Annotated in this window: 28 protein-coding genes; 20 read left to right on the top strand and 8 right to left on the bottom strand. The window is 35.7% G+C overall.

Annotated elements, in window-relative coordinates; all coding sequences use genetic code 11:
• Positions 1-59: 59 nt before the first annotated feature.
• A complete protein-coding gene (locus QE109_RS08265; protein WP_281093967.1) occupies positions 60-1676 on the bottom strand; it encodes a prolyl oligopeptidase family serine peptidase in 1617 nt (538 codons plus the stop codon).
• Between the two features lie 251 nt (positions 1677-1927).
• On the opposite strand from QE109_RS08265, the gene QE109_RS08260 reads away from it, so the two are divergent.
• From QE109_RS08260 to QE109_RS08225, 8 genes are all read left to right on the top strand, one after another.
• A complete protein-coding gene (locus QE109_RS08260; RefSeq protein ID WP_281093966.1) occupies positions 1928-2560 on the top strand; it encodes a hypothetical protein in 633 nt (210 codons plus the stop codon).
• A 410-nt stretch (positions 2561-2970) separates the two neighbouring features.
• The gene (locus tag QE109_RS08255) at positions 2971-3789 is read left to right on the top strand and encodes a transporter substrate-binding domain-containing protein (RefSeq protein ID WP_281093965.1); all 819 of its coding nucleotides are present in this window, start codon (positions 2971-2973) and stop codon (positions 3787-3789) included.
• A gap of 10 nt (positions 3790-3799) precedes the next feature.
• Entirely contained in the window at positions 3800-4480 is a 681-nt protein-coding gene (locus QE109_RS08250; protein WP_281093964.1) for an amino acid ABC transporter permease, read from the top strand.
• Positions 4470-5198, top strand: a complete 729-nt coding sequence (locus tag QE109_RS08245) for an amino acid ABC transporter ATP-binding protein (RefSeq protein WP_281093963.1) — start codon at positions 4470-4472, stop codon at positions 5196-5198. The genes QE109_RS08250 and QE109_RS08245 overlap by 11 nt, the downstream gene beginning before the upstream one ends.
• A 269-nt stretch (positions 5199-5467) precedes the next feature.
• Positions 5468-5620 carry a lmo0937 family membrane protein gene (locus tag QE109_RS08240; RefSeq protein WP_281093962.1) on the top strand — a complete coding sequence of 51 codons (153 nt, stop codon included), beginning with the start codon at positions 5468-5470 and terminating at the stop codon, positions 5618-5620.
• A gap of 72 nt (positions 5621-5692) precedes the next feature.
• The gene (locus QE109_RS08235) at positions 5693-6025 is read left to right on the top strand and encodes a YggT family protein (protein ID WP_281093961.1); all 333 of its coding nucleotides are present in this window, start codon (positions 5693-5695) and stop codon (positions 6023-6025) included.
• Between the two features lie 200 nt (positions 6026-6225).
• The gene (locus QE109_RS08230; RefSeq protein WP_281093960.1) at positions 6226-6969 is read left to right on the top strand and encodes a hypothetical protein; all 744 of its coding nucleotides are present in this window, start codon (positions 6226-6228) and stop codon (positions 6967-6969) included.
• A 75-nt stretch (positions 6970-7044) separates the two neighbouring features.
• Entirely contained in the window at positions 7045-7674 is a 630-nt protein-coding gene (locus QE109_RS08225) for a YczE/YyaS/YitT family protein (RefSeq protein ID WP_281093959.1), read from the top strand.
• Positions 7675-7708: 34 nt separating this feature from the next.
• On the opposite strand, the gene QE109_RS08220 is transcribed toward QE109_RS08225, so the two are convergent.
• Positions 7709-8176 carry a DUF2798 domain-containing protein gene (locus QE109_RS08220; protein WP_281093958.1) on the bottom strand — a complete coding sequence of 156 codons (468 nt, stop codon included), beginning with the start codon at positions 8174-8176 and terminating at the stop codon, positions 7709-7711.
• Positions 8177-8476: 300 nt separating this feature from the next.
• Between QE109_RS08220 and QE109_RS08215 the strand changes: the two genes are divergently transcribed.
• Both QE109_RS08215 and QE109_RS08210 read left to right on the top strand, forming a co-directional pair.
• On the top strand, positions 8477-9661 hold the full coding sequence (locus QE109_RS08215; protein ID WP_281093957.1) for a MalY/PatB family protein: 1185 nt from the start codon (positions 8477-8479) through the stop codon (positions 9659-9661).
• Between the two features lie 19 nt (positions 9662-9680).
• Positions 9681-10607, top strand: a complete 927-nt coding sequence (locus QE109_RS08210) for a PocR ligand-binding domain-containing protein (protein WP_281093956.1) — start codon at positions 9681-9683, stop codon at positions 10605-10607.
• A gap of 88 nt (positions 10608-10695) precedes the next feature.
• Here QE109_RS08210 and dhaK read toward each other — a convergent pair whose 3' ends face one another.
• The 3 genes from dhaK to QE109_RS08195 all read right to left on the bottom strand — a co-directional run bounded on the left by dhaK (position 10696) and on the right by QE109_RS08195 (position 14482).
• Positions 10696-12465, bottom strand: a complete 1770-nt coding sequence (gene dhaK / locus QE109_RS08205) for a dihydroxyacetone kinase subunit DhaK (protein ID WP_281093955.1) — start codon at positions 12463-12465, stop codon at positions 10696-10698.
• A gap of 136 nt (positions 12466-12601) precedes the next feature.
• Positions 12602-13744: a glycerol dehydrogenase gene (locus QE109_RS08200; RefSeq protein ID WP_281093954.1), complete on the bottom strand. Its 1143-nt coding sequence runs from the start codon at positions 13742-13744 to the stop codon at positions 12602-12604.
• A gap of 216 nt (positions 13745-13960) precedes the next feature.
• Positions 13961-14482: a YdeI/OmpD-associated family protein gene (locus QE109_RS08195; protein WP_281093953.1), complete on the bottom strand. Its 522-nt coding sequence runs from the start codon at positions 14480-14482 to the stop codon at positions 13961-13963.
• Between the two features lie 325 nt (positions 14483-14807).
• On the opposite strand from QE109_RS08195, the gene QE109_RS08190 reads away from it, so the two are divergent.
• Positions 14808-15236, top strand: a complete 429-nt coding sequence (locus QE109_RS08190; protein ID WP_281093952.1) for a GreA/GreB family elongation factor — start codon at positions 14808-14810, stop codon at positions 15234-15236.
• Between the two features lie 140 nt (positions 15237-15376).
• On the opposite strand, the gene QE109_RS08185 is transcribed toward QE109_RS08190, so the two are convergent.
• Together QE109_RS08185 and QE109_RS08180 are read right to left on the bottom strand one after the other, a co-directional pair.
• A complete protein-coding gene (locus QE109_RS08185; RefSeq protein WP_281093951.1) occupies positions 15377-15925 on the bottom strand; it encodes a gamma carbonic anhydrase family protein in 549 nt (182 codons plus the stop codon).
• 213 nt (positions 15926-16138) lie between these two features.
• Positions 16139-16639 (bottom strand): hypothetical protein, encoded by a 501-nt coding sequence (locus QE109_RS08180; protein WP_281093950.1) that lies wholly within the window; start codon positions 16637-16639, stop codon positions 16139-16141.
• A 130-nt stretch (positions 16640-16769) separates the two neighbouring features.
• Here QE109_RS08180 and QE109_RS08175 point away from each other — a divergent pair, with 130 nt between their 5' ends.
• Both QE109_RS08175 and QE109_RS08170 read left to right on the top strand, forming a co-directional pair.
• Complete coding sequence (locus QE109_RS08175) at positions 16770-17318, top strand: TetR/AcrR family transcriptional regulator (RefSeq protein WP_281093949.1); 549 nt, start codon at positions 16770-16772, stop codon at positions 17316-17318.
• Positions 17308-18171 carry a helix-turn-helix transcriptional regulator gene (locus QE109_RS08170; RefSeq protein WP_281093948.1) on the top strand — a complete coding sequence of 288 codons (864 nt, stop codon included), beginning with the start codon at positions 17308-17310 and terminating at the stop codon, positions 18169-18171. The genes QE109_RS08175 and QE109_RS08170 overlap by 11 nt, the downstream gene beginning before the upstream one ends.
• Positions 18172-18232: 61 nt before the next feature.
• Here the strand turns inward: QE109_RS08170 and QE109_RS08165 are convergent, their stop codons facing one another.
• A complete protein-coding gene (locus QE109_RS08165; protein ID WP_281093947.1) occupies positions 18233-18550 on the bottom strand; it encodes a hypothetical protein in 318 nt (105 codons plus the stop codon).
• Between the two features lie 184 nt (positions 18551-18734).
• Between QE109_RS08165 and QE109_RS08160 the strand changes: the two genes are divergently transcribed.
• The 7 genes from QE109_RS08160 (at position 18735) to QE109_RS08130 (ending at position 25106) form a co-directional block, all read left to right on the top strand.
• Positions 18735-19430 (top strand): pyridoxamine 5'-phosphate oxidase family protein, encoded by a 696-nt coding sequence (locus QE109_RS08160; RefSeq protein ID WP_281093946.1) that lies wholly within the window; start codon positions 18735-18737, stop codon positions 19428-19430.
• Positions 19431-19568: 138 nt separating this feature from the next.
• Positions 19569-20171, top strand: coding sequence for a hypothetical protein (locus QE109_RS08155; RefSeq protein ID WP_281093945.1), 603 nt, complete (start codon positions 19569-19571; stop codon positions 20169-20171).
• Positions 20152-20628: a Cys-tRNA(Pro) deacylase gene (gene ybaK / locus QE109_RS08150; RefSeq protein WP_281093944.1), complete on the top strand. Its 477-nt coding sequence runs from the start codon at positions 20152-20154 to the stop codon at positions 20626-20628. Before QE109_RS08155 ends, ybaK begins: the two co-directional genes overlap by 20 nt.
• A 116-nt stretch (positions 20629-20744) precedes the next feature.
• Entirely contained in the window at positions 20745-21281 is a 537-nt protein-coding gene (locus QE109_RS08145; protein WP_281093943.1) for a DUF1543 domain-containing protein, read from the top strand.
• Between the two features lie 111 nt (positions 21282-21392).
• Entirely contained in the window at positions 21393-21695 is a 303-nt protein-coding gene (locus QE109_RS08140; protein ID WP_281093942.1) for a hypothetical protein, read from the top strand.
• Positions 21696-21785: 90 nt separating this feature from the next.
• Positions 21786-22226 (top strand): hypothetical protein, encoded by a 441-nt coding sequence (locus QE109_RS08135; RefSeq protein ID WP_281093941.1) that lies wholly within the window; start codon positions 21786-21788, stop codon positions 22224-22226.
• Positions 22227-22418: 192 nt separating this feature from the next.
• Positions 22419-25106: a LuxR C-terminal-related transcriptional regulator gene (locus tag QE109_RS08130; RefSeq protein ID WP_281093940.1), complete on the top strand. Its 2688-nt coding sequence runs from the start codon at positions 22419-22421 to the stop codon at positions 25104-25106.
• Positions 25107-25117 lie beyond the last annotated feature (11 nt).

Below are 25117 nucleotides of genomic sequence, written 5' to 3'. Positions count from 1 at the left end.
TGCTGTAGATTTTATCTATAGCAGTTTCTTTTTTAGAGATCCATAAATTTTATTTATATCTATCTTGATTGTTCAGCTAACCACTGGAAGAGGGTAATTTCATTACCATCAATGGTCATAACGCAGTCGTTGTTAAGTGTATATATCCAAGACCAGTGTCCCATATATTCATAAGGTTTTCCGTCTGCTGTAAAATAGTTGCCAGAAGTATCTACAACTTTATCGAAAAGACTGTAATGTACATTTTTATTGCCAGCAGCAACTAATCGGTTATATAGCGCATTTGAGGAATCGTCAAGCGGTATGAAATTTCCTTTAGCATCAAGTTTAGGGACGAAGTTTGTAAAGTTTACAACTTCCCCTTCAGAGATTTTTACGGTTGGATCATTTTGAGCATGCGTTAACCACATAGGTAAATCTTTGATCGTATTAATTCTTTCTTCTGTCAGCCAATCACCTAAATACGCCTCAGCAGCTGGATATGCCGCAGCAAAATATTCAGGGTGATCAATGACCATTTTCACTGTCATGTAGCCGCCATTAGAACAGCCACCGATATATATACGATCAGTATCAATATCCCCTTGTTCAGCGACAAAATCTTTAATAAGCGCCATCAATGCTTCTTCGTAGAAAGAATGGCTATCGCTATCAGCGATGGTGTTGTTATAGACATTTTCACCATTAAAATCCATCCACATCGTCGGTGCTTGAGGTACGAGAACATAAGCGCCGTTATCACCAAAGTAAGCTTGTGTATCTTCCTTGATGAGATTTGTGACATTGTTACCGAGGACTGCGATGGTCGTATCAACGCCACCTTCGCCAGCACCATGTAACCATATAAGCAGAGGTGTTTTTTCATTTGTTTTTTCCTTAGGTGTAAAAGTTGCATATTTAAGTGCGACACCGTTTAATTCAAAGTCTTGGTTATGAACGAACTTGTCGCTATATGGCTGAATATCACCAGTTTTATCTTTAATACTTGTAGGCTTAAATGTCAGCTGTTTTTCTTCTAAGTTAGCTATTTTGCTACCTGGAACAACTGATATTTCATATGAAGTCTCAACATATTCGTTGCGTCCAGACAAAATATTGTAGTTAAAAGGTGAGCTTTCTGCCATATCAGGACCGACTTCAAATTCTAAAGTGATAAAAGATCCGTCAGTTATAGCATTGCCTGTGGCATCAGAGGTATAAGCCTTGATCACTTCTCGTGTGACTTCATGATCTGTCGCCGCATCAGCAAATGTGAAAGTCGCAAAATCCAAATCCTTGAAAGTTCTTATTGACTTCACTTTGAAATGCTCTCGACTAACTGTCTTCGAGTCCACAGCCATACCCATATCAAGTACTACTTTGTCAATTGCTGGTCCCCAATCATAGCCATTTGTAACGGTGGTATAGGTAACATCCACAACATCTTTTGCAAGTGTCTCATCATTTGTTGCTAATTTTTTAATCATAAGTGGTAACCATTTTCCCAAAACATCGTTAGATTGGCTTTCTATGAAGTTAAGCCAGTCCTCTGGATTTTCGGTCCTTTCATAAAGGATTTTTTCAAGTGATGCATCAACATCATTTGTGGTGACATCAGCTAGTGTAAAATTAGCTGTCAACATTAATAATAACATCATCATCATACTAATTATCGTTTTTTTGTTAATTTTTTTCATTTTTTAGCCCCTTTTCCTAAATTTTTTTTTGAATCAAACTCCCGTAAACCTGAAATTTCATCTAATTTCATTTCAGGTTATAACAAAATTTTAACATGCTGAAAATTCTGAATCTTTAAAATGCGTGAACTGTAGATTAGAGAACTTGATTTGTAGGTAGGGGGGGATTTGTAGTATCATCTATATAGAAAAGTAGTTAGTGGCAGCAAAGTTATTCTTTCACTACAAAATATAATAAATGAGGTGTAGTCATGAAATTAGATCGTGGAATAGTGAATTTGACTTTTACAGTGGTTGTTGTTATAGTTATACTTATTCTAACACAACAATATTTAGGGGATTCACTTGGTGAAATAATTACGATTATTACAGCAGTATTCGGTGTGTTTTCAATTTTATATCAACTCAGAAAGGATTATCAAATTTCAAAGGCAGAATTTATTTATTCGTTAAATGATTCTTTCTCAAACAATGCTGAGATTGCATATGTTTATATGCTACTCAAGAATTTCCGTGATAATGTAAACCAAACGATCAGTGAGGATGACGGAAGAAGAATGGGTGACTATATCATGTTCTTTGAAATCATGGGTTATTTACTCGAAGAAAATATGATTACACTTGAATTAATGGATAAAATTTTTGCAAATAAGTTTTTCTTGTTTATGAATAATCCATATGTTCAAAAATATCAACTAGCTTATAGTGAAATAAACAAACCCATCTTAGAACTATATTGTGTATGGTACAATTATAGATTGAAAATCGGAAGACGAGAATTGTATCCTCAAAACAGTTTTAGCAAGTTTAAGTCATATGTACTTGTAAAACCCAACGGACAAATATATTTGAATGAAAATGAAATGAGCGTTGGGTATGATTGAAAACAAAGTATTTCCAGCTGCATAATATGCAGTTCGGTGCATAAAAATTGACTATATGTACAATATGTGTTAAAATTGTCAAATAAATACGGTCAAAAATAAGTGAAGTATGTTGTTTGAGTAATTGAATTGTGAGTATAAATACGCTATTTAAGTGGATTGGTATTAGCTTTTCGGTAAATGAAATTACGACTGAAAAATGTGTTTTTAGAACTGGGGTCTGGTTAGGACGATAACGTCATGACCTATGCTACCTGTGGTGGCATAAAATGAGCATAATGCGAAATTTAGGCACTCTAACTCTATTTGGAAATCAAATAGAGCTAGAGTGCCTTTTTTGTTTATTTGCACGGTAGCTTTGAATAAAGATGCCGGTATATGCAATTATTAAATTTTATCAAGGAGGAAATATGAAAACAATGAAGACGGAACAAAAGAGTAAAAGAGTGATGAAAAAAATAGTGATAGGAATTATGTTGTCAGTAATGGTGTTCACTTTATTTGGCTGCCAATCTTCAGATGAGACTACTTATGAGAAGATACAGTCTTCAGGAGAAATGACATTTGCCATGACAGGAGCTTACCCACCTTTTAATTTTATCGATGAAGATGGAGAACTTGCAGGTTTTGATATCGATATTGCAAATGCACTTGCTAAAGAGATGGGTGTAAAAGCCGTTCCAATTACCACAGCGTGGGATGGTATTATCGGTGGAATTACAAGTAACCGCTTTGACACCATAATCGGAAGTATGGCGATTACCGAATCAAGACTTAAAGAAGTAAATTTTACAGATCCTTACTACTATGATGGCGCACAGTTTTTTGTACCGACGAGTTCAGCAGTAACGAGTTTGGATGATCTTGATAACGGCGTTGTCGGTGTCGTAACAGGTACAACGTTCCACGATATGCTTAAAGATAAAGAAAATGTTGCTGATATTATGCAATTTGAGAGTGATGTAGATAACTTCATGGCACTTGAGCAAGGACGTATGGATGGTCTTGTTACAGGTAAATTCGTTGGTTTACAAGCACCTGATAAATATGGAATAGACATTGTACCAGCTGGTGAGATGCTTTACGCTGAAGAGATAGGTATAGCAGTCAGAAAAGAAGATACCACTTTACTGGAAAAACTTAACGAAGCACTTGCAACTATTGTTGAAAATGGAACATACCAAGAAATTAGCGAAAAATGGTTTGGTGTGAACATATTAGAGCGATAGGAAGGCATATATGATGACGTTTATAGATAGTATAGTTGCCTTTTTCGAGGTTGCTATAAAATTTGCACCTAAATTTTTGCCTGCAGTCGGTTTGACGCTTCAGTTGTCTTTTTTATCAATTTTACTTGGAACGGTCTTTGGCTTGCTAGTGATGTTACTGAAACTCACGAGACTTAAAGTGCTGGAGGCAATTACAAATGTATATATCTCAATCGTAAGAGGTACGCCACTACTATTACAACTTTATTTTATCTATTTTGGCTTACCAAAACTGGGACTTGAATTTGATAGTTTTACTTCCGCTGTAATTGGTTTGGCATTTCATAGTGGGGCCTATATTAGTGAGATTTTTAGAGGTGCAATCAATGCAGTTCACTATGGGCAAGAAGAAGCAGGAAAAGCGATTGGATTAAATCGTTTTCAGATATTTTATTACATTATACTGCCACAAGCGGTTAAGCAAGCAATACCAGCTCTAGGAAATCAGTTCATCATTGCTGTGAAAGACTCGTCTCTTGCGAGTGTCATCACGATTACAGAAACAATGCTTATAGCGCGACAATTTGTCGCCGCAACATATAATCCGTTTCCAATTCTATTTGTAGCAGGATGTTATTACTATGTTATTATCACATTCCTCAGTCTTGGCCTACGAAAAATTGAGAGGAGGTTGAAGGTTAATGAACGATAAAGTAATCCTAAAAATCAACAATTTGCACAAATATTTTGGAGAGTTAGAAGTCCTAAAAGGTATTGATCTCGACGTCTATGAGGGAGAAGTTATAAGTATCATAGGCGGTAGTGGATCTGGTAAAAGTACGCTTTTAAGATGTATTAATGGACTTGAAAGAAAAAACAAAGGTGACATCGTATTTGAAGGCAAAAAAGTTAAACGCGATTTTACTAAATTACGAGAACGCATAGGTATGGTGTTTCAGCATTTTTACCTTTTTCCACATAAGAAAATCATTGATAATATTACATTAGGACCACGTGTTGTCAAGCATACTGCAAAGGATGAAGCAAAAAATCAAGGCATAAAGTTACTTGAGAAAGTCGGTCTTGAAGATAAAGCAGACGTTTATCCGGCTATGCTCTCTGGGGGTCAGAAACAACGTGTTGCCATTGCGAGAGCGCTTGCGATGAATCCAGACATTATGCTATTTGATGAACCGACATCAGCACTTGATCCAGAGCTTGTAGGTGAAGTGCTCCAAGTTATTCAACAACTTGCAAAAGAAGGGATGACCATGCTTATAGTAACCCACGAGATGGGATTTGCAAGAGAGGTTTCAGATCGCGTTATATTTGTAAGTGAAGGTCAAATCGCAGAGATGGGAACACCAGAAGAAATCTTTGAAGCACCAAAGGATGAAAATTTAAAAAGGTTTATACAAAGTATTTATTAGCATATAAATCTATATGTTATGGTAAGTATCAGAATTGCTTTTAGCAAAGAAAATGATATATTACTACTAACCCCTGAGTTCAATTTAGAACTCAGGGGTTTTGTCAATCTTGGAGGTATGAATTTTCAGCGAGTTGACATAATGTAGAAATAAGCGCATACTGAAGTAGGAGTGCAACCGATGACCGGTACTTTTGAACTAAATATTTGATACTAATGCCACTTTATTTAAGGTGGCTTTTTTGTGCTTCATTATGCATCAGATTGTAGATGAAAGGATTTAATATTATGTGGGGAATAGTTATTGTTTTAGTTGTTTTATGGCTACTTGGTGTTGTAACAGCAAAAACCATCGGTGGTCTAATTCATGTACTTCTTGTAATTGCAGTTATAATAGTATTGTTTCGAGTTATTAGGGGCTAGGAATATAGCATTAAAGGAAATATTAAGTGAAGTTAAGGGATGTGTCAAAATCCCTGACTCAATGGGAGAAAAATGAAAGACAATAGAGCGTATATGGAAAAGAGATCCAAAGTTAAAAAAACGATTTGGTATATATGTGGCTTTTTAGAGGTTCTTTTCGCTTTTAGACTTATATTCAAGGTTTTAGGAGCGAATCCATCGAGTGGATTTGTGTCTATAATATACAGTGTTACTGGTGTTTTCTTAGCACCTTTTAATGGTATATTTAGATCAGCTGTTACAGAGGGGATCGAAACCACGTCAGTCTTAGAACCAATGACTATAATTGCCATGATCGTTTATGCACTTATTGTATATGGTATTGTTAGACTAATAGAAATTTATGATCCAAATAGAAAGGCATAATTGATGAACCTGAACTTATTTCCATTAAGTTCAGGCTTTTTTTGCAATAATACTTTAAATTTGTGCTATAAATGATGGTGCACAATATATAAAAGAAATATACTAGAGAAGTTTTTTTATGGTAAAATATAGTAACTTACAAATTTGATGGCTATTTTGATGGCAATAGGTATTCATTTTCTTCTGTTCAAATCTGTTAGATGCATAGAAAGGAAGCTGTTATTATGAACTCTAAAAATAAGCTACTTAAATCGGTCATTAAACATTTTCTAATTATGATTGGTTTATGTATTATGGTTTCGATTGGTCTTTACTTATTGAGTCTTAGTCCTACTGTGAAAGTTCATCCTAATGCATATAGGGATATGATTCGAAACGTTGTTGTGATATATGTACTGTTTTTTTGTGTTTTAAAATCAACAGAATATCTTTTGAATCGTTACATAGTAGGGAATTCTGATGAAAATGAAAAATTCAGTCTCAGGGAGTATTTTGAAAGGATTACGCCATATGAGACCATAGCGATTACTTTTACTTTGTTGACCATTGTAAACAGTATAATGATGCTTACAGGAGTGGATACTCCAAAGGAAGGTGTATCCGCATATATTCACCTGATCACAAGATTGGGGATTATAACTTTGGTTGTGATTACAATCTTCTATAAGGAAATAAAGGAAAGGCTCAAATGTTTTGACCATAAAGAGCTTAACTTATTTGATGTCATGTTTGGACATAAAAAAGATGCTTTTATTAGCGTATCCAAGACTTTTACTAATACAATTGTTCTTTACTGCATTATGATGATTACCTTTCAATGGTCTTTTGATTTCCTAGGAGGACGAAACTTCTATGTATCTCTACTTGTTGTTTTAGGGATTATAACTTTGATCAGAGTAACCAGCTCTTTGATAGGACCTTTTTTTCGTAAACAAATTAAATGAATAGCAGGTTAGAGTTTAGTCTGTTAATAGCAAACCTAAATAATTAAGTAATAGGATTGATGAGGAGATATCTGTATGAACGAAAAACAAAGACGCATATTTATGACGGTTGCTGGTGTACTGATCTCTGGTTTCAGTGTAGGTCTCTTTAATTTCTCACTGTTTGGAATGGATCCTTTTCAAGTACTTGCTCATGGTATATGGCGTCATACGACTTTAGGCTATGGTACTTTTTACACGATTGTGAACTTATTGATGTTAGTAGGTATATTTTTAATTGATAAATCAAAGATTGGACTTGGAACGGTTATCAATATATTTTTACTGGGTTACGTGGTCCAATTTTCATCATGGCTTTTTAACGTTTGGATACCTGAACCATTGCTTTTGGTGAGGGGGATAGCACTTATGATTGGAATTTTAGTAATCAGTTTTGGATCTGCACTTTATTTTACTGGTGATCTTGGTGTTTCCACATATGATGCAGTTGCACTGATCATGGCTGAAAAGAAAATAGCGAAGTTCCATTATTGTAGAATGGGTACTGACTTAGTTTGTACTTTAACTGGTTTTTTACTTGGAGCAACTGTTGGGGTGGGGACTCTGGTAACGGCTTTCTTTATGGGACCAATAATTGCATTTTTTAACAGAACTATAGCTGTGCCATTTAGGTATGGGAAGGCTAAACAAAATACGCCATTATAATTTGACGTATTTTATCCAGCCTATAGAAAAGAGATTACCTTGCGATTACGCCTTCTGGAAAAGCTTTTCTGAAGACGAAGCGCACAACTGGACCAGCAATAAGCAATTGTAGTGGTAGCGCCACAACAAAATTCGCTGGGATGTTATAAAGCCAAACGATAAGTGTTTGTGAGCTGAATCCTACCCCCATGATTGCGCCAAAAAGCGACATGATGAGCACCATTCCACAGACCATACAAGTTGGAATAGCAATCATTTTTTTCCATATGGGTGCATCATAGCCAACAATTTTTAAAGCAAGTTTTTTAGCGATTGGAGCGACAAGAAACCAATCTGCTATAATTGCTATTGCATAAGCAAGAGGGAATCCTAACCAAGCATTTGCTAAAAGGTTAGCTGAAATTCCATGGATACGCGCAGTGTTATAAAGTGTCATGAAAAAAACCATGAAAGCACACATTATAATAGTAAAAACCATACTTTCTCTTTTGTTAATGGGCATAATTTGATCTCCTTAAATTAATTTGATAGATGGGGTTCTCAAAAAAAGGTAGTGAAAAAAAGACAGCTATCCAATCTATAACTTTCGCTAAGATTGACATACCTGCCTGAATCATCACTACCATTTTCATTTGATTTTTTTGCAATTGTAGCGTTATTTTAACATGAATTAGGATTTTGTGCAATCTCATTTATTTATTTCATTATTAATTGGAGTTTGAGTTGGAATTTTTATATGATTTATTATATTCTATTTATAAAGAAGTCGTAAAGTATAATCAAAAATTATCAGGAGGCCCATATGCAAACGAATTTTGATGAAATTATCAACAGAAAAAACACCAATTCTATTAAGTATGAACCTGGGGTTTTAAAAGAGATGTTTGGCTCGGAAGATTTGTTACCTATGTGGGTGGCAGATATGGACTTTAAATGTCCTGATGTCATTGTTAATGCGATTCTTGAGCGTGCAACGCATGGTATATATGGCTATTCTGATATGGACGATGCATTTTATGATGTTTTTATCGATTGGAATATGCGTAGAAATCAGTGGAAGATTGAAAGAGATTGGATATGCTATTCGCCAGGGATTGTGCCTGCAGTCAATTATATTGTACAAGCTTTTTGTCATACGGGTGACAAAGTGATCATTCAAAATCCTGTGTACTATCCATTTTCACAAGCTATTTTAAATAATGGTGCTCAGGTTATATATAATCCACTTGTGAAGATTGAAAATCAATATAAGATGGATTTTGATCATCTTGAGGAAATTGTAAAAGATTCCCGTGTGAAACTTTTTATACTGTGTAATCCACATAACCCTATAGGGCGTGTATGGTCTGAGGAAGATCTTTTAAGACTTGGAGAAATATGTATAGCACATGATGTGATTGTAGTTTCTGATGAAATTCACTCGGATCTCATATTGAAAGGGCACAAGCATATTCCTTTTGCAAGTTTATCAGAAAATTTTGCCGAACATTCTATCACATGTATGTCCCCTTCAAAGACATTTAACATAGCAGGTCTTCAAATTTCTAATATCGTCATTCCGAACGCCAATATTAGGGCGACCTTTCAAACCATATTAGAAAATAATGCCATAAGACATCCCAATATATTTGGAATTGTGGCGCAGAAAGCGGCATACGGAGAAGGAGAACAGTGGTTAGAAGAGGTGTTAGAATATATCGAAGGCAATATGGACTATATTGATGCGTTTGTTAAGGCGCGTTTACCGGAGATAAAGTTTCAAAAACCAGAAGCAACTTACTTAGCGTGGCTTGATTTTAGTGGACTTGGAATGGATCAATTATCTCTTGAAAAATGGATGCATCATGAAGTGAAACTCGCACTTGACGAAGGCTATATCTTCGGTGAAGGTGGCGAAGGTTTTGAAAGAATCAATGTAGCTTGTCCTAGATCAGTTGTAGTTGAAGCACTTGAAAGAATTGAAAAGGCAGTTGCATTGAGACGATAGAGAAAGGAAGGAGTGCGATTTGAACGATACGTGGGAAAAACTGTATGATACAGTTAGAACAAAGGAATTTCAAAGCATTCAAGATAATTTAGCCAAGTCTTCCGATCTTGCTATTATCACTGTAGATTATAAGGGTAGGCCACTTACGGCGCATAGTGAGTGTAGTAGCTTTTGCGAGAAAATAAGGACGATTCCAGAATATGCAAAGCTATGTGAAAAATGCGATTCACATGGCGGGCTTGAAGCTGCAAGATCAAAAGAACCGTTTATCTATCTTTGTCATGCCAACGTCATAGATGTTGCAGTACCAATTATGGTCAATGATATGTATCTTGGTGGTATCATGGCAGGTCAGATTAGATTGGACCCAAGTGAGTCTGAGGTAGAAATTGAGCAAATCTATCGACCCTCTGATTTAGAGGGATTGTTTACTGATAATCCAATGCTTAAAGCGGACTACGATGAATTGCCACTAGTTTCTTTTCACAAGATTGAGGCAACTGCTAAAATACTTCAAACCATATGTAAATACATGGTTCAAAACCCAGGTGAGAAGTTATTAGATGAACTTACTTCTTCAGTTGAAGGTTTTAACCACTTTGAAAAAAGAAATAACTTAACCAATGAAGAGTTACTAAAACCTGCGATACACTATATTAGTGAGCATTATTCAGAAAAAATTAGGTTAAAACAACTTGCCCATGTTTGTAATGTCTCTGAAAGTTATTTTAGTAGGCTATTTCCTAAAAACTACGGTAAAAATGTAACACAATATATCAACGATATTAGAATTAATAAAGCAAAGTTGCTACTTTCCAATCAAGAAATGACGGTAAACTATATTGCAAGAGTTTGTGGATATGATGATAGTAGTTATTTCATCAAATGCTTTAAGAAATCCAATGGCGTGACACCTCAAGAATATAGAAAAGCAATTGGACAATAAACTAGAGTCTATATGTATTTTCATGCATCAAAAATTGAACGCCCCATCTTTAATAAAGATGGGGCGTTTTGTTAATTCATAATTCTTATTACTTCATTTTAGAAGCTAGATCGGTAAAAATAACACCAAGTGCATGCGCGCCTGCATCAGGATGCCCAATGCTACGATCACCTACTGTACCAGCTCTACCCATGCGAGCAGCAATTTTTTTAGTTGCCTCAGCGCCTTCTACAGCTGCTTTTGCGCCGTTTTCTAAAGCGATTTTGATATCAAGACCTTCTTTTGCGCTTTGTGAGAGTGCATCAACTGCTGGTACGAGTGCATCGATCAGTGTTTTATCTCCGACCACAGCGCCTCTACCAAATGAGCGCTCGCCAGTCTTTTGGATAGCTGATATTGCCCCTTGCATCATCTCAGCAAATTGCGTCAATCCCATTTCATTGACCAAACCAGCTTTTTTTCCTGCACCTCTGAAAGCTGACCCCCAGATTGGACCAGAAGCGCCACCACAGTATTCCATGATGATGAGTGAGCAGTTTTCTAAGAATTCACCAATAGTTGTTGATGTGCTCACAAGTTCATGCCACTCTGATTTCAGTTGTCTGAAGCCTTTGGCAACACTCATACCAAAGTCACCATCACCTGCAAAAGAGTCAAGCTCGCAAAATGGCACTTCATTTTTGATGATACATTCACTCATCACATCGACCATATATTCAAGGTTTTCAAGTGTTACGACATTGTTTTTGAGAGTTGATGCTGATGCATCTGTTTCAACTTCATAAGAAACTTTTCTTGCCAAAGTTTCCTTGTTTATGATAGCAAGTGGTGTATATGAAGGTGCTTCAATAGGACCATATATGTTAAGTCCAGGTGCCTGGCAAGGTTCATTTAGCAGAGATTTAAGTTCATCATCTAGTTTCATGATAGAAACTGAAGCACCAAGCATGTCGATGCTGGTCATGAAATTACCTACGAAAATTCTATGAACTTTGATGTCTCTGTTATGAAGTGCTTTGAAAACAGAATGATTTAATAAATAAAGTTCTTGTAGAGGTGTACCACCAAATCCATTGATCATAAGTGCAATTTCATCACTTGAAGTAGAGTGGCTTTTAATCTCTAGTGAAGATAAAAGAGCAGGGACCATCCTTTCAGCAAGTTCATCAGCAGAGATGATTTTTTCTCTTTTAATACCTGGCTCACCATGGATTCCTACGCCATATTCCATTTCGCTTTCAGCGATTTCGAAAGTGGGTGTTCCTTTTGCTGGTACTGTACATGAACTAAAAGCAAAACCTATGCTTTTAACGTTTCTTGCAGCTTTTTCAGCGGCAGCTTTAACTTCGTGAAGTTCTTTTCCCATCTCAGCCATAGCGCCTGCAATTTTATGAACCATAACGGTTCCGGCAACGCCTCTATGTCCAACCGTATAAAGCGAGTCTTGAACAGCGATGTCATCGTCAACCTTTATATAATCTACGTTTATACCATCTTCAGTAGCGAGATAAGCGGCATTCTTGAAATTCATCATATCGCCGCTGTAGTTCTTGATGATCAGCAGTGTACCTTTATCGCTAGCAGTTTCACGGATTGCTTGATATACCTGGATTTGAGATGGTGAAGCAAACACATCTCCACATACTGCGGCGTCTAGCATACCTTTTCCTACAAACCCTGCATGAGCAGGCTCATGACCACTTCCACCACCACTGATTAAAGTTACTTTTTTTTCATTGATGTTTCGTTTCTTAATGATCTTAAATTTTTCTATAAACTCAAGTTCTGGATGTGCCAGTTCAATGCCTTTGCACATCTCATAGACTAAGTTCTCAGGTTTATTGATGATTTTTTTCATAAAAACTTCCTTTCAAAACCGATATTTGGAAGTGGACAGGTAATCTACCTGCCCACAAAGATTTATCTATTAGAGATTCAATTACCATTTGATGAAATACCATATGGTGATATTACTGTAGATTGTTGATGACATTTTATAATTTAGATGCTTTAAATGCTTTAAATGCACTTCCGATAATGTCAGCAGTTTTTATAGCTGCAGCAACTGATTTAACTGTGATTGGGAATGGCATTGAGTGTACAGACTCTTCAGGAATACAAGCTTTTTCTGCAACAGCATATAATTCTTCATCAGTAAGATGATCTACACCAATATCTGCTAGACATACTGGAAGTCCAATACTATGGCAAAATTCTAGTACTTGACCTAGTTCTTCGCTTGGAGAATTTTCAAGTACCAATTGTACCAAAGTACCAAAAGCAACTTTCTCGCCGTGGAAGTAATGATGTGTACCTTCAAGGATTGTAAGGCCATCATGAACTGCATGAGCAGCAGCAAGACCACCACTCTCAAAGCCAAGGCCTGATAATAAAGAGTTTGCTTCTATTATATTCTCAAATGCAGGAGTCACTTGATTTGCATCACATGCGTGTTTAGCTTTTAAGCCATCAGCAAGAAGTGTTTCATAGCAGAGTGTTGCAAGTGCAAATGCAGTATTAGTTCCCTTTGCTGGACCACAGTGTCCTTCTCTAAAACCACATGGGAGACCAGCGTTTACATTAGCATAAGCATTTCTTGTTGCTCTAGCTTCAAAGTAAGTAGAAAGAGCATCACCCATACCTGATACTAAGAAACGAGTAGGTGCATTAGCGATGACAGTTGTATCTACTAATACAACACTTGGGTTTTGGTTAAAGTAAGCATAGTCGTCAAAAGCGCCTTCTGGTGTGTAAAGCACAGCTGAATGACTAGTTGGTGCATCAGTAGCAGCAATGGTAGGACAAATAATGAGTGCATGACCTTTAGCGACACACTTGGCAGTATCTATAGCTTTTCCGCCGCCAAGACCGATTGTACAATCGCAGTTATTTGCTTTTGCAACTTCAGTAAGTCTTTCAATCTCTTGTCTAGAACATTCGCCACCAAAGTTGCTTTCTACAAATTTGATCCCGTATTTTTTTTCTGTTTCGTCTAGTTTTGCTTTAACTCGCTTTACATCTTCTGAATGTGCGATTAACAAAGCTGATTGACCAAATGTTTTAACAAAATACCCTAAGTTCAATAATTCATCTTCACCTTGTACGTATTTAGATGGAGATATGAATGCTTTTCTCATGAATTTGTTCCTCCTCATTTTTATTTCTTACAATTAAGTATATGTAAGTTTTAAAAACAGTACATTAGACACAAATGGACACTGATGAAACATTACGATAGAAAAATATTGTCGCGAAATAGCGCTAAAATTTCATGAGGACAAAATTGTTTCATAAAAAGGCTAAAAGGTGTCAGGTCATAGTTAGCCAAGTGGCTAACTATGACCTGACACCTTTTAGCCTTTTAACACGCCATTACTTGAGACTTCAGTAACGGTACATCTTGTAAGGTCAAAACAACAAGGTCTTTTTTTTCCATTATCTAGTTTTGAACATGTCACTTCGATTCTTCGCTTCCTCGTATCAGGATTTTTAGTAAACTGAATCCAGCGTATCCATTCCCATCGTGCTCTTACTGTGAGTCCATCCCACAGATCAAGAAGTTCCGATGATTTTAGTGCGACTTCAAGGTCCTTTGGTACAACCGGTTCATACCAATTATCTAAAACCGATATTTCAAGTTTCACCAGACCACCAGTTGAAAGTGCTGCATCATCGATTAGCTTATCATCTAATTCAAACCAGTGAGAGCCTAAACCATCGGGTTCAAGTGCAGCTTGAAAAACTATTTGATTAAGGGTACCTTCGAACATCACCATGCCCCGCGAGGGAAGTTGATCGCTGATTTCTTTTGGTAGCTTTATGATTTGGTGTTGATTGATATCGTGTACATTAGTTTCAAAATGAAGTTTTGTCATATTAATTTTCCTTTCATACTTTTAGTAATTTTAATAATTATTTATGATCTTGGACAAGTCAATCTTATTATTGTTAATATACTTATACCTTATCTTTTAGAATTTATGCCTCAATTTAGTATTTAGCGTTGTTGGTTAGCTCTAATGATCTCTGTATAAGTATAAATTAAGACTTTGCAATTACGTAAGTTGACTTAAATATTCTTCCATGTTATGGTGAACAGAGAGGCATTTCACGATTTATCGTGAAGTGCCTCGTTGCATTTTTATGGGGCTTCCATTAAATGTATAAATTTCTGAACAATATGAACTGAGGAGGATGAGTATGTCTGGTGGAGATTTGCTCAAGCGTCATTTGGCGTGGGTTGAGCAGGATAAGCTAGAAGTGAGTGAGAAATTATTTGGATTTAATTATCAAGAAAAACAACAATACGAAAGTTTTGTGGAGGGCTATGTCAAAAAAATCTGCGATATCTATGGAGAGACAGTTTTAGATGAAAATGATTTACCTTTTGTTGCGATTACATCACGAGTGACCGTGTTTGACGAAGCAGAAGGCGAGCGATTAACCTTTAGAATTATTTCTCCTAATGATAATAACACTGTTGATTTTGAATCAGCTGAAGAGGTGATTGGTGCTTCATATTTATCAAAGGTAGGCAAAGCAATGCTGCTTAAAGGAAAAAATGAACGTGTAGAAGTTCATACACCTCAAGGTGGTCTTTGCTATAGAATAGAGAAAATAAGTATGTGAAATAAAGTTTAATATGAACAACAGATAAAAAGTGACTTCCAATGTGTATAGGAAGTCACTTTTGTATTGTCTAACAAATTTATTGTAAAAATAAGTTGATAAAATAATTATATACAACAAGGGCTGATCTAAGCTTCTATTTATATGATCTTCTCCCCCTGATAAGTTTCCCCATCAGCATCTTTCATAAAGCCATATCCTACTGTCCAAAGTGTTTTATATTTAACCGCTTGAGCGTGGATAGAAGAGATGTCTTCTGGTAGTGTTTTTACTATTTTTCCAGGGATGCCAACTACAAGTGAGTAGGGTGGAATTACGGCATTTTCCTTCACTAGCGCACCAGCAGCGATGATACTTCCTTTACCGATAACAGCACCGTTAAGCACTGTGGCACTCATGCCGATTAGGCAGTGATCTTCTATGGTACAACCATGGATACAGGCTTTATGTCCGATTGTCACAAAATCACCTATAATCGTTGGATGGGCATCTGCCACGTGTACAACAGAGTTGTCTTGTACGTTGGTATAAGCACCTATTTTTATAAAGTTTACGTCGCCTCTCACCACAGTGTTAAACCAAACGCTAGCGTATTCGCCCATTTCGACTTTTCCGATGACCTTTGCACCTTCTGCGATAAAAGATTTTTGATGGCAGGTAGGTGTATGGTCGTTAAATGTTAGTTTCATTTTGCCTCCTCAGTATTTATAGGATTATTTTTCTATAGTAGCTTTCTTTTAGCTTTCATATTAATTGTAATAATTATATTATAGCAAAAATGATGAAAATATAGTAGGTTACACGTCCTTCCAAAAAAATCAGAAGAGATATCAGAAAGAACCCTTTAAGCAATAATTATTAGAAACTTAAAAAACCTTAAAAACAACTACTTTATCAAATTCTCATGTACGCTTCTTTTTAGGCGTCAATAACGACAAAATCAACATCGTAAGACTAATCACGATAAGTGGTAAATTTCCTAGCGCACCTGGTGCCGTTCCAGCTGTAGGGATGGGTTTGAAATTCGGGAAATAAAAAGCACGTATGCAGTATTCAACGCACATTAGAATGTACATGAGAGGAATCAAGGCGCGGTACCTTAAAGACGTTAGTAAATACAAAATCCCGATGATGAGTTGGGATAATCCCCATAGACCAAAAACACCTATGACAGCAGCTGCACCGCTTGAAGTAAATGTATCTAGTGGTATTGTTGCGATGCTTTGAGCGCCACCATCAGGTGAAAAAAGGTGATGTTGGCTTCGCCAAAGTGTGATAGCTGTAAGGATATAAAACACGAATTTTGCTAAATCATACCCTAAGTAGTTATTATTTATATTTTGTGGAAGAATCCTGTTTATTATTTTAATTTTAAATAGCTTTTCAAACAACTGTGATTTCATGTGATGCCTCCTAGGGACTAAGTTAAACTTAAAATGTTACATTGTAACTTTTGTAAGAGAATTATATAATAGATGTTGTGTGATATCAATATGAAGAAGTCATCTTATACACATATAGGAGATCTGTAACATGAAAAGAGAAAAGCAAATCAAAGAGTCCAAAGAAATGATTAAAAGTGCATTATTCAAACTAATGAAGTCAAAAGAATTTGATGAAATCACGATGTCTGAAATCGCCTTAGAGGCAGGTCTTGTAAGGATGACCCTTTATCGACACTTTAAAGATAAAGAACAGATTTTACTCTATTGTTTTGAAGATTACTATGAAAGAGCACTACTAGAGATGAAAGTGAAAATCAATCCAAACTTAAATGATTTGTTGAGATTTAGATTTAAAATGTTAAAAGAATCACCGTATACTAACTTGTTGATGGCACATAACTTACTTAATCAGCTTATTCAACGTATAGGGCTAATTTATATACAGAGTTTTAAAGGGATTTTACCTGAAATTGACGATGCTTATAGAAAGAGTTTTGTAATGGGTGGCATAGATGCGATGACTATCAGATGGATTGAAGGTGGCATGAATGAACCCTATACTCAGATTGCCGATAAAGTAGCAAACATTTTAATAATGTTTCGTAATAAAGGTCTGGAGGTGCAAAGTGAAGCTTGAGCGCATGTTAGCGATTATCAATATATTGACAGAAAGGGGTAAAGTTACAGCACCTGAACTTGCCCAAATGCTAGAAGTATCAAAGCGGACCATCAACAGGGACATTGACAGTTTATGTTTAGCGGGCGTTCCAATAGTTACAACTCAAGGTTATAACGGTGGTGTTTATCTCATGGAAGGGTACACTTTTGATAAACGCATCTTGAAGGAAGATGAACTTTCGGATATCGTTGCTGGACTTAAAGGTGTCACTAGTATCCAAAAGAACCAAACGGGGCACATGTTGTTACAAAAAAGGCTAAGTGGCGCATCGGATTTTTTATCTATAGATTTAGCCTCTCATTATACAGAGAGCTTGTCGTCAAAAACAGAAATTTTGAAGTTAGCTGCCATGAATCACCAAAGCGTGATGTTTGATTATTATAGCCCAAAGGGGAAGACTTTGCGTACTGTAAATCCTTATCGCATGCTCTACAGATGGTCATACTGGTATCTACTTGGATGGTGCACCGAGAGCAAAGATTTTAGATTTTTTAAGCTTAATCGTCTCTGGGAACTTAAGCTTACTGACATAAAGTTTGAGCCACTTATGATTACAGATGACAATTTACTTATGGGGACACATATGGTGGATGATCAACCTTTTGAAGTTATGTTTAGTAAAAGCGTGGAATATCAAATTATTGAAAGTTATGGACCAAGTAGTTATGTGCATACAAAAGAAGGATTACATTTCAAGGGACAGTATTCTAATATTGGATATATCATCAGTTGGATTTTGAGTTTTGGAAAAGATGCAAAAGTGATTGGTCCAGATGAACTTACAAGGGCTGTGGAAGAACAGCGGGGGTGAAGATTTCTGATAATATATTTAGACTAAAATATTAGTCAAATACGGAAATGGAAACGCTGATTTACTTCTCGATTTCTTCTAGAAATCTAACTGTTTTCCCATTGGATTTAGCATATTCTATTTCAGATCGAGTACTGCTGCCAATATAACCATTTTTGTTAATTACAAATATTTCATTTGCCATATCGATTTTTCGCTTATGCATGTCATCAAGCATTTCTTTAGTACCCTCTTGCCATACTTCTTCATCTCCTGAATGACCAAATAAGCCGACAGAAATCACGATATTTCCCTTTAGTGTTAATTCCTTTTGAACTTGTAAAAATTCATCTTTAAATTTAGTACTTCCGCATAAAGTAATTACATTATATTCTTTCATTTCGAACCTCCTAATAAATATAGTGTTTGTCCGGACGTATTGTAAACATGAGTTTTTGTTTATTATAGAATGACTGTTCGTGTTCGTCAAATAACAACTGGAAATTTATTTTCAACTAACACGACATACAGCTGTCATGTTACTGCTGATATACTTATGATAAATAAAAAGGAGAGGTGTTATTATGAGTATATTTAATCTTCACAACGTTTATAAACAGGCTTCTGACATCGTTAGTAAATGTACAGAAGGGCAATTCGCAATTATCGATGAAAACGGCTATCCAAAAGTAGCAACAAGATCATGTATTAAAGTAACTGGAATCAATGAAGCATATTTCTCTTCTAATGTAAGTGGTCATTTGATACAGTCTATCTTAAACAACCCTAAATCTTCAGTTTGCTTTGAAAAGGACGGCAATAACATTACTTTAGTAGGAAAAACTAAACTTGTGACTGACTTTGAGGTTAAGAAAGACTTATGGCTTGACTGGTTTATAAATCATTATCCTGGAGGATTTGATGATCCAGACTATGGCATTATCAAATTTGAGACTGAATATGTATCTTTATGGATAGATCGGAAAGTATATAAATTCCAGATTGCTGATCTCAAACAGATCACGTCAAGGTGTGGACTAATGTGTAACAGTTGCGAGTGGAAAGTGCCAAATAACTGTAAAGGGTGCATCGCTTCAAATAGTAGACCATTTTATGGTACATGTCGCATTGCCACTTGTGCTCAGGAGAAAAAACTTCTGCACTGTGGTTTATGTGATGAGATGCCGTGCGAACTTTTAAAGGATTTTTCATGTGGAGATGGCGAACACTGCGATATTCCAAAAGGTGCTAGGATAGAGGTGTTAAAAATGTGGAGCTAAAAGGTGTCGGAGCTAAAAGGTGTCAGGTCATAGTTAGCCATTTGGCTAACTATGACCTGACACCTTTTAGCCTTGCTTAATCATCATTTACAATATAAAATTGTATAAATAGTAAAAACATAAATTTTAGAGGTCAATGTGGCAAATAAAGATAAAGAATCCATGATGAGAGACTATAAAGCAATATTTGAAAAAGCATATGCACTGATGAACGAACCAATAATAGAGGGTAACTGTGGTGCGCTTTGTGGCTATCATTGTTGTAGGCGAACAGAACCAGATGGTGAAAGGCTTGGGATGTATTTACTACCACTGGAATATGAGTACATGCAGGTGGATAAGGCTAAAGAACTTGAGGTTCATACCAATCTGATCTACGATATGCCACCTCGTATAAAAAAAAGGTACTATATATATTGTCATGAAGAAGAAGGATGCTTAAGAGATTTTCGTCCCATTCAGTGTAGAACTTATCCCTTTGAGCCACATATTGAAAATGGGGAATTCTCTCTAGTGGTTGAAAAAAATCAAATACATGCATGTCCACTTCTTAGTCAACCTGAAATTTGGAGACCAGCATTTATAGAAGGGATCTATGAAGGTTGGTTAGAGCTACTTAAGATACCTATTATCAAATATTTCACACTATATTTTTCACAGGAAAGAGTTGAAAACGCTAATGTTTTGATGCAATATACACATGAAGGATGGAAAGACAGTTATGAAAAAGACAAATGTTGAACGGATATTAGATCAGCAAAAGTTAATTTATGAAGTGATTCACTATGAGGTTTCAGATGGTAAAATCGATGGTCTTTCAGTCGCTGAAAAAATAGGAAAACCACCTGAAGAGGTATTTAAAACTTTAGTAACATTAGGACACAGCAAATCATTATATGTGTTTTTGATTCCAGTTGCAGAAAACTTAGATATGAAAAAAGCTGCAAAAGCTTGTGGTGAGAAAAGTATCGAGATGTTAGCAGTTAAGGATATAGAAAAATATACTGGGTATATACGAGGTGGATGTTCACCTATTGGGATGAAGAAGAAATATCATACTTTTATCCATCAAAGCATTGAAAATGTTGACTATATAACTGTAAGTGCTGGGAAAATTGGCTCTCAAGTAAGGCTTAATCCTGAAAAACTAGCACAGTTAACGGATGCCGTATTTGTCGATCTGATACAAAAAGGCTAAAAGGTGTCAGGTCATAGTTTGCCAAAAGGTGTCAGGTCGTAGTTAGCTATAGTTATCCATAGTTATTCATGGTTTTCTACGGGTGATGAATTTTTATATTTTAAGGAGGTTTTGAATTGAAATTATTTATGTTGAGTTTAGGCGGTAAGATATTTGGCGCTAATATCGAAGTACATGATGTTAAGTTTGCAGTTGCTGAAAAGATAGAAGACACTTATGATCTTGTTCGCTCAAATTGGTACGGTATCAAGGAAAAGCTGCATATGGATGCTTATACCGAGATAAAAGGTGCAGATGGTTATAGGATTAGGCTTACAATAGAGAAACCAGTAGTTTCAGATTCTAAAGAAAGTGATTCCATTGAAGCGACTGAGAAACTATATTTTGTCTATATGGGTGGTTACAGCATAGGCAAAACTCAGGAACAGCATGATGTTGGTTTATATGTGGCAAGTTCTCCAAATGAAGCAAAAGCAAAGGCTTCAAAAGACACGCGAAGGTTTGAAAAAGAAGGACATATTGATAGTGTTGTTGAAGTTGAATCTTGTTTGCTCGCTGCAAATGGTGATAAATACTATATTGCTTTTGAAAAGACGGATGAAAGTTTTGAGATAAAACCTGAATGGCTTGGCTATAAACGATTGGATATTTAGAGCGAATTAGTTCAAACGATTAATCATTTCTTGATGTATGCCCATAATTTGTATATAATTTAGATATTCATTTCCAATAAAAAGGAAATACATATCAAGGGGGAACTATACATGGAACAAAATGAAATGAGGCATCAGTCTGACGAATATGGTCAGCGTCAACCTTCTACGGGAAGTCGCAGAAACGAAAATCCTGAGCCAGTATCAATGAAAGAATGGATTATCACGATGCTGATATTGATGATACCACTGGTAAATCTTGTGATGCCTTTTGTATGGGCATTTGGGGGAAGTGCAAATCCAAGTAAAGCAAATTTCTTTAAAGCACAAATCATCGTTGCTTTAGTGGGTATTGTTTTATGGTTTTTATTTGTTGGTGCACTTATAATGCCAATGTTCAGATCAATGTACTAAGCTAAAAGGTGTCAGGTCATAGTTTGCCATAAGAGTCGCATCGAAATGGCATTTAAGGATTTGGCACTTTTTATTTTAAAGGATGGTTATATGAATAGAAGCGATCGAGTAGCTATAAAAACTAGATTTAGAACTGTGGAGCAATGCAGAGAAGAATGTGTAGACGGTATAGGGATTAAGCATATTGCAAAATCATGGTCAAATAAACTTTACGGTATTTTTGATGAGGCAAACCATTTCAAAATAGCTTCGGATGCAAAAGGAGCAGCCCTCTTTGTTTTTGAAGGTGTGATTATCGAAAGAGAAGATGGGATCTATATGGAAGGCAATATTAATGTGAAACCTCATTCTAAAAAAATAGTTTTGGGTAGCATATTGATGAGTCTTATTGCAGGCATTATATTAATTACAACGTTTAACATTGTTTTAATGTTTATGGGAATTTTGTTTATGATTGTTCCTTGGTTTAACTACACCTATATGAAGAAAAGTGATGTACTTTATAAGATGATTCATAAAAAAGTGAGCTAACATAAAGAGGTATAATATTGCCTTCATCGAACTGATGAGGTGATATTATACCTTTTTTTAACCTACTTAAGTAGCTATTCAATATAGTTTAATTAAAATAAGATAAGTATAAGTTAATCGTTTTTTACTTACATAATTGCTGGGTATAATAGTAAAAATATGATACCAAAACAAATAGTACTGGAGGTTGAGATGATAAGGACAAAGTTGAATTTACCTGTCCAACATACAAATGATATTGCTAGAAATAATGTGATTGATAAGCTAAATCAGAAATTTTCAAGCAGACTTTTTTTGATCATAGCAGGTGCTGGTTATGGTAAATCGACTTCAATTAGTCAATGGCTTACTAAGATAGAAAATCAAAATTGTCGCGTAGGTTGGATTTCACTTGATCATTTGGATAACGATCCCATTAGATTCATGAGTTATTTTGTTACAGCTATTCAGATGCAATTAGGATCAGGACTAGAAGAGGTCATTGAGAGACTAGAATCGCCTTATGCGCCTAATTTAGATTGGGTCATGATGGCATGTATTAACGCTATAGATAAAGAACTTAGATCAAACCAAAGAGATGAGCCATTAAAGCTAGTCTTAGCACTTGATGATTTTCATTTTATAAAATCGAAAGAGATACTTGCTGCTATTGACTTATTAATCACCTATTGTCCTGAAAATTTTAAACTGGTGCTTATTTCTAGAGAAATACCTGATCTGTCACTTGTGACTTATAGATCAAAAGGCTGGCTAATAGAAATTAGTTCAGCAGATTTAGCCTTCAATCACATGGAGAGTTTGGTATTTTTAAAACAGGTAATGGAAACAGGTCAAGAAATAAATTTGTTAGAGACTCTAATTGAAAAAACTGAAGGTTGGGCTGCAGGGCTACAATTAGCAGCGTTGGCAATTTCTAAAAATAATAATGACGTCTTTGAGGTTGAGAAAATATCGGGGAATCATCCTTTTATACTCGAATATCTGACTGAACAAGTTTTAAAAACACTTCCTGAAAATGAAAGAATTTTATTGATGCTATCCTCTATATCAGATAGGTTTTGTATAGAATTAGCCCTAAAATTGTTGAAAAGTGTAAATCAAGCTGTAGATTTTACTGAAAATCCATATGTTTATTTTCAAAAGAAACACTATTTTATAATTTCTTTAGACGCTGAAAAGGTCTGGTTTAGATTTCATCATCTGTTTTCAGATGTACTCTGTCTACAGCTAAAAAAATGGATTAAGCACCAGAATAATCTTGATGGCCAAACGACACTAAATAAATTGCATCTAGAGGCAAGTATTTGGTTTTTAGAAAATGGATATGAAGTAGAGGGATTTCACCATGCGGTACTAGCTGATGAGATTGATCATTGTACTAAAATTTTACACTCTGGCATAGTACCTTTTCTTTATAGAGGTGGGGCGGGTCAAGCTATTGAGTGGCTATGTAAGTTACCGGCTTTCGAACTTAACAAGAGGCCATGGTTATGGATGATATACGCTTCTGCGTCGCTTCATGTGGGTAAAACAGATGATGTTGAAATTAGGCTGTTGGCTGCAGAAAATAGTTTAATAGCATGTGAAACTATGATGGAAAAAGGCATTCCAACGATGTCGAAGAGTGAAATTGATAAAATAAAAGAACATATCGCGTCAATTAGGGCCGTACTTTATGCAACGCAACATCATATGGAGAAGGCAATCGAACAAGCTCAGCTAGGGCTAAAATATGCTGATGAAAACAGCATTACAACTTTAAGTTCGTGCAACTGGGCACTTGGATATGCAAAATTTGAAGCAAAAGATTATCGTTTAGCACAGCAATACTTTGGCACTGCAAAATTATTAAGTCAAACTAATGGACCGCTTATTATCTGGCTAATGTCCACAATTGGACTCGGTAAAATTAAGCAATATAGCTTATCTTATGAAAAGGCTTTAATGATTTTTCAGGAAGTCTTTGATTTTCCAGGACATAAGGGATACGCAATTACCTGTGATGTATATTATGGGTGGGCACAAATTCTTTATCAACAAGGTGACATTGAAGCGGCAGAAACCGTACTGGACGAAGCTATTGAAATTGCAAAAAGTATAGATAGAACGGATCGAAAAGCAATGTATCAAATTTTTAAAGCAAAAATAATGGCATTCCAAGGAGAAGAAAGAGAAGCTTTGTTTTTGCTGGAAAAAGCAGAAAAGTATTGTAAAAGTGAAGGATACACACATCTGTTGGCAGAAATTGCTTATGAGCAAGGATTGATTTTATTAAAACTTGGGAATCTTACGGCTGTAGAAGTGAGTTTGAAGTTACAAGATCAAGAAAAATTAGAGATAAGATTAAAGCTTGCAAAAGGTGAAGGGCGTGATGCAATTGCTTTATTAGAAAAAAGAATTCAAATTGAATTTGAAAATTTATGGCTTGAAGAAGTGGTAGAGGATTTGATATTACATGCTTTGGCATGTTATAAATACGGTGTGCTTGGCAAGAGCCTTGAGTCCTTACAAAAGGCTGTAGAGCTATCACATCAAAGCAACAGTATTCAGATGTTTATAACAAATGGACTGGAGATGCTTAAACTTTTACGTGAATCTAACTTAGACCAAGTTTATCCCGAGTTTATCAGGGGGTTAATCAAAAAATTAGAACTTGAAGTTTCAAAAGATGAATACAAGCTGATTGAACCATTGACCACACGTGAACTGGAAGTTTTAAAGCTGATTGCAAATGGCTATTCTAATGAAACCATAGCACAAAATCTCTTTTTAGCGACGAGCTCGGTTAAAGGAATCAATCAAAGAATTTTTAGCAAATTGCAAGTAGACCGAAGAACAGAAGCAGTTTTAAAAGCAAAGCTATTAGGTTGGATAGATTAATTATGGGAGGC

The sequence above is a fragment of the Fusibacter bizertensis genome (assembly GCF_029914245.1).
Taxonomy (GTDB): Bacteria; Bacillota; Clostridia; order Peptostreptococcales; family Acidaminobacteraceae; genus Fusibacter_C; species Fusibacter_C bizertensis.
This window is presented reverse-complemented; position numbering and strand designations above follow the sequence as displayed.

What these genes read in the sequence shown, in the direction of transcription:
- QE109_RS08265 (WP_281093967.1), bottom strand. Translation starts at nt 1,676, where the DNA reads ATGAAAAAAATTAACAAAAAAACGATAATTAGTATGATGATGATGTTA.
- QE109_RS08260 (WP_281093966.1), top strand. Translation starts at nt 1,928, where the DNA reads ATGAAATTAGATCGTGGAATAGTGAATTTGACTTTTACAGTGGTTGTT.
- QE109_RS08255 (WP_281093965.1), top strand. Translation starts at nt 2,971, where the DNA reads ATGAAAACAATGAAGACGGAACAAAAGAGTAAAAGAGTGATGAAAAAA.
- QE109_RS08250 (WP_281093964.1), top strand. Translation starts at nt 3,800, where the DNA reads ATGATGACGTTTATAGATAGTATAGTTGCCTTTTTCGAGGTTGCTATA.
- QE109_RS08245 (WP_281093963.1), top strand. Translation starts at nt 4,470, where the DNA reads ATGAACGATAAAGTAATCCTAAAAATCAACAATTTGCACAAATATTTT.
- QE109_RS08240 (WP_281093962.1), top strand. Translation starts at nt 5,468, where the DNA reads ATGAAAGGATTTAATATTATGTGGGGAATAGTTATTGTTTTAGTTGTT.
- QE109_RS08235 (WP_281093961.1), top strand. Translation starts at nt 5,693, where the DNA reads ATGAAAGACAATAGAGCGTATATGGAAAAGAGATCCAAAGTTAAAAAA.
- QE109_RS08230 (WP_281093960.1), top strand. Translation starts at nt 6,226, where the DNA reads ATGCATAGAAAGGAAGCTGTTATTATGAACTCTAAAAATAAGCTACTT.
- QE109_RS08225 (WP_281093959.1), top strand. Translation starts at nt 7,045, where the DNA reads ATGAACGAAAAACAAAGACGCATATTTATGACGGTTGCTGGTGTACTG.
- QE109_RS08220 (WP_281093958.1), bottom strand. Translation starts at nt 8,176, where the DNA reads ATGCCCATTAACAAAAGAGAAAGTATGGTTTTTACTATTATAATGTGT.
- QE109_RS08215 (WP_281093957.1), top strand. Translation starts at nt 8,477, where the DNA reads ATGCAAACGAATTTTGATGAAATTATCAACAGAAAAAACACCAATTCT.
- dhaK (WP_281093955.1), bottom strand. Translation starts at nt 12,465, where the DNA reads ATGAAAAAAATCATCAATAAACCTGAGAACTTAGTCTATGAGATGTGC.
- QE109_RS08200 (WP_281093954.1), bottom strand. Translation starts at nt 13,744, where the DNA reads ATGAGAAAAGCATTCATATCTCCATCTAAATACGTACAAGGTGAAGAT.
- QE109_RS08195 (WP_281093953.1), bottom strand. Translation starts at nt 14,482, where the DNA reads ATGACAAAACTTCATTTTGAAACTAATGTACACGATATCAATCAACAC.
- QE109_RS08190 (WP_281093952.1), top strand. Translation starts at nt 14,808, where the DNA reads ATGTCTGGTGGAGATTTGCTCAAGCGTCATTTGGCGTGGGTTGAGCAG.
- QE109_RS08185 (WP_281093951.1), bottom strand. Translation starts at nt 15,925, where the DNA reads ATGAAACTAACATTTAACGACCATACACCTACCTGCCATCAAAAATCT.
- QE109_RS08180 (WP_281093950.1), bottom strand. Translation starts at nt 16,639, where the DNA reads ATGAAATCACAGTTGTTTGAAAAGCTATTTAAAATTAAAATAATAAAC.
- QE109_RS08175 (WP_281093949.1), top strand. Translation starts at nt 16,770, where the DNA reads ATGAAAAGAGAAAAGCAAATCAAAGAGTCCAAAGAAATGATTAAAAGT.
- QE109_RS08165 (WP_281093947.1), bottom strand. Translation starts at nt 18,550, where the DNA reads ATGAAAGAATATAATGTAATTACTTTATGCGGAAGTACTAAATTTAAA.
- QE109_RS08160 (WP_281093946.1), top strand. Translation starts at nt 18,735, where the DNA reads ATGAGTATATTTAATCTTCACAACGTTTATAAACAGGCTTCTGACATC.
- ybaK (WP_281093944.1), top strand. Translation starts at nt 20,152, where the DNA reads ATGAAAAAGACAAATGTTGAACGGATATTAGATCAGCAAAAGTTAATT.
- QE109_RS08140 (WP_281093942.1), top strand. Translation starts at nt 21,393, where the DNA reads ATGGAACAAAATGAAATGAGGCATCAGTCTGACGAATATGGTCAGCGT.
- QE109_RS08135 (WP_281093941.1), top strand. Translation starts at nt 21,786, where the DNA reads ATGAATAGAAGCGATCGAGTAGCTATAAAAACTAGATTTAGAACTGTG.
- QE109_RS08130 (WP_281093940.1), top strand. Translation starts at nt 22,419, where the DNA reads ATGATAAGGACAAAGTTGAATTTACCTGTCCAACATACAAATGATATT.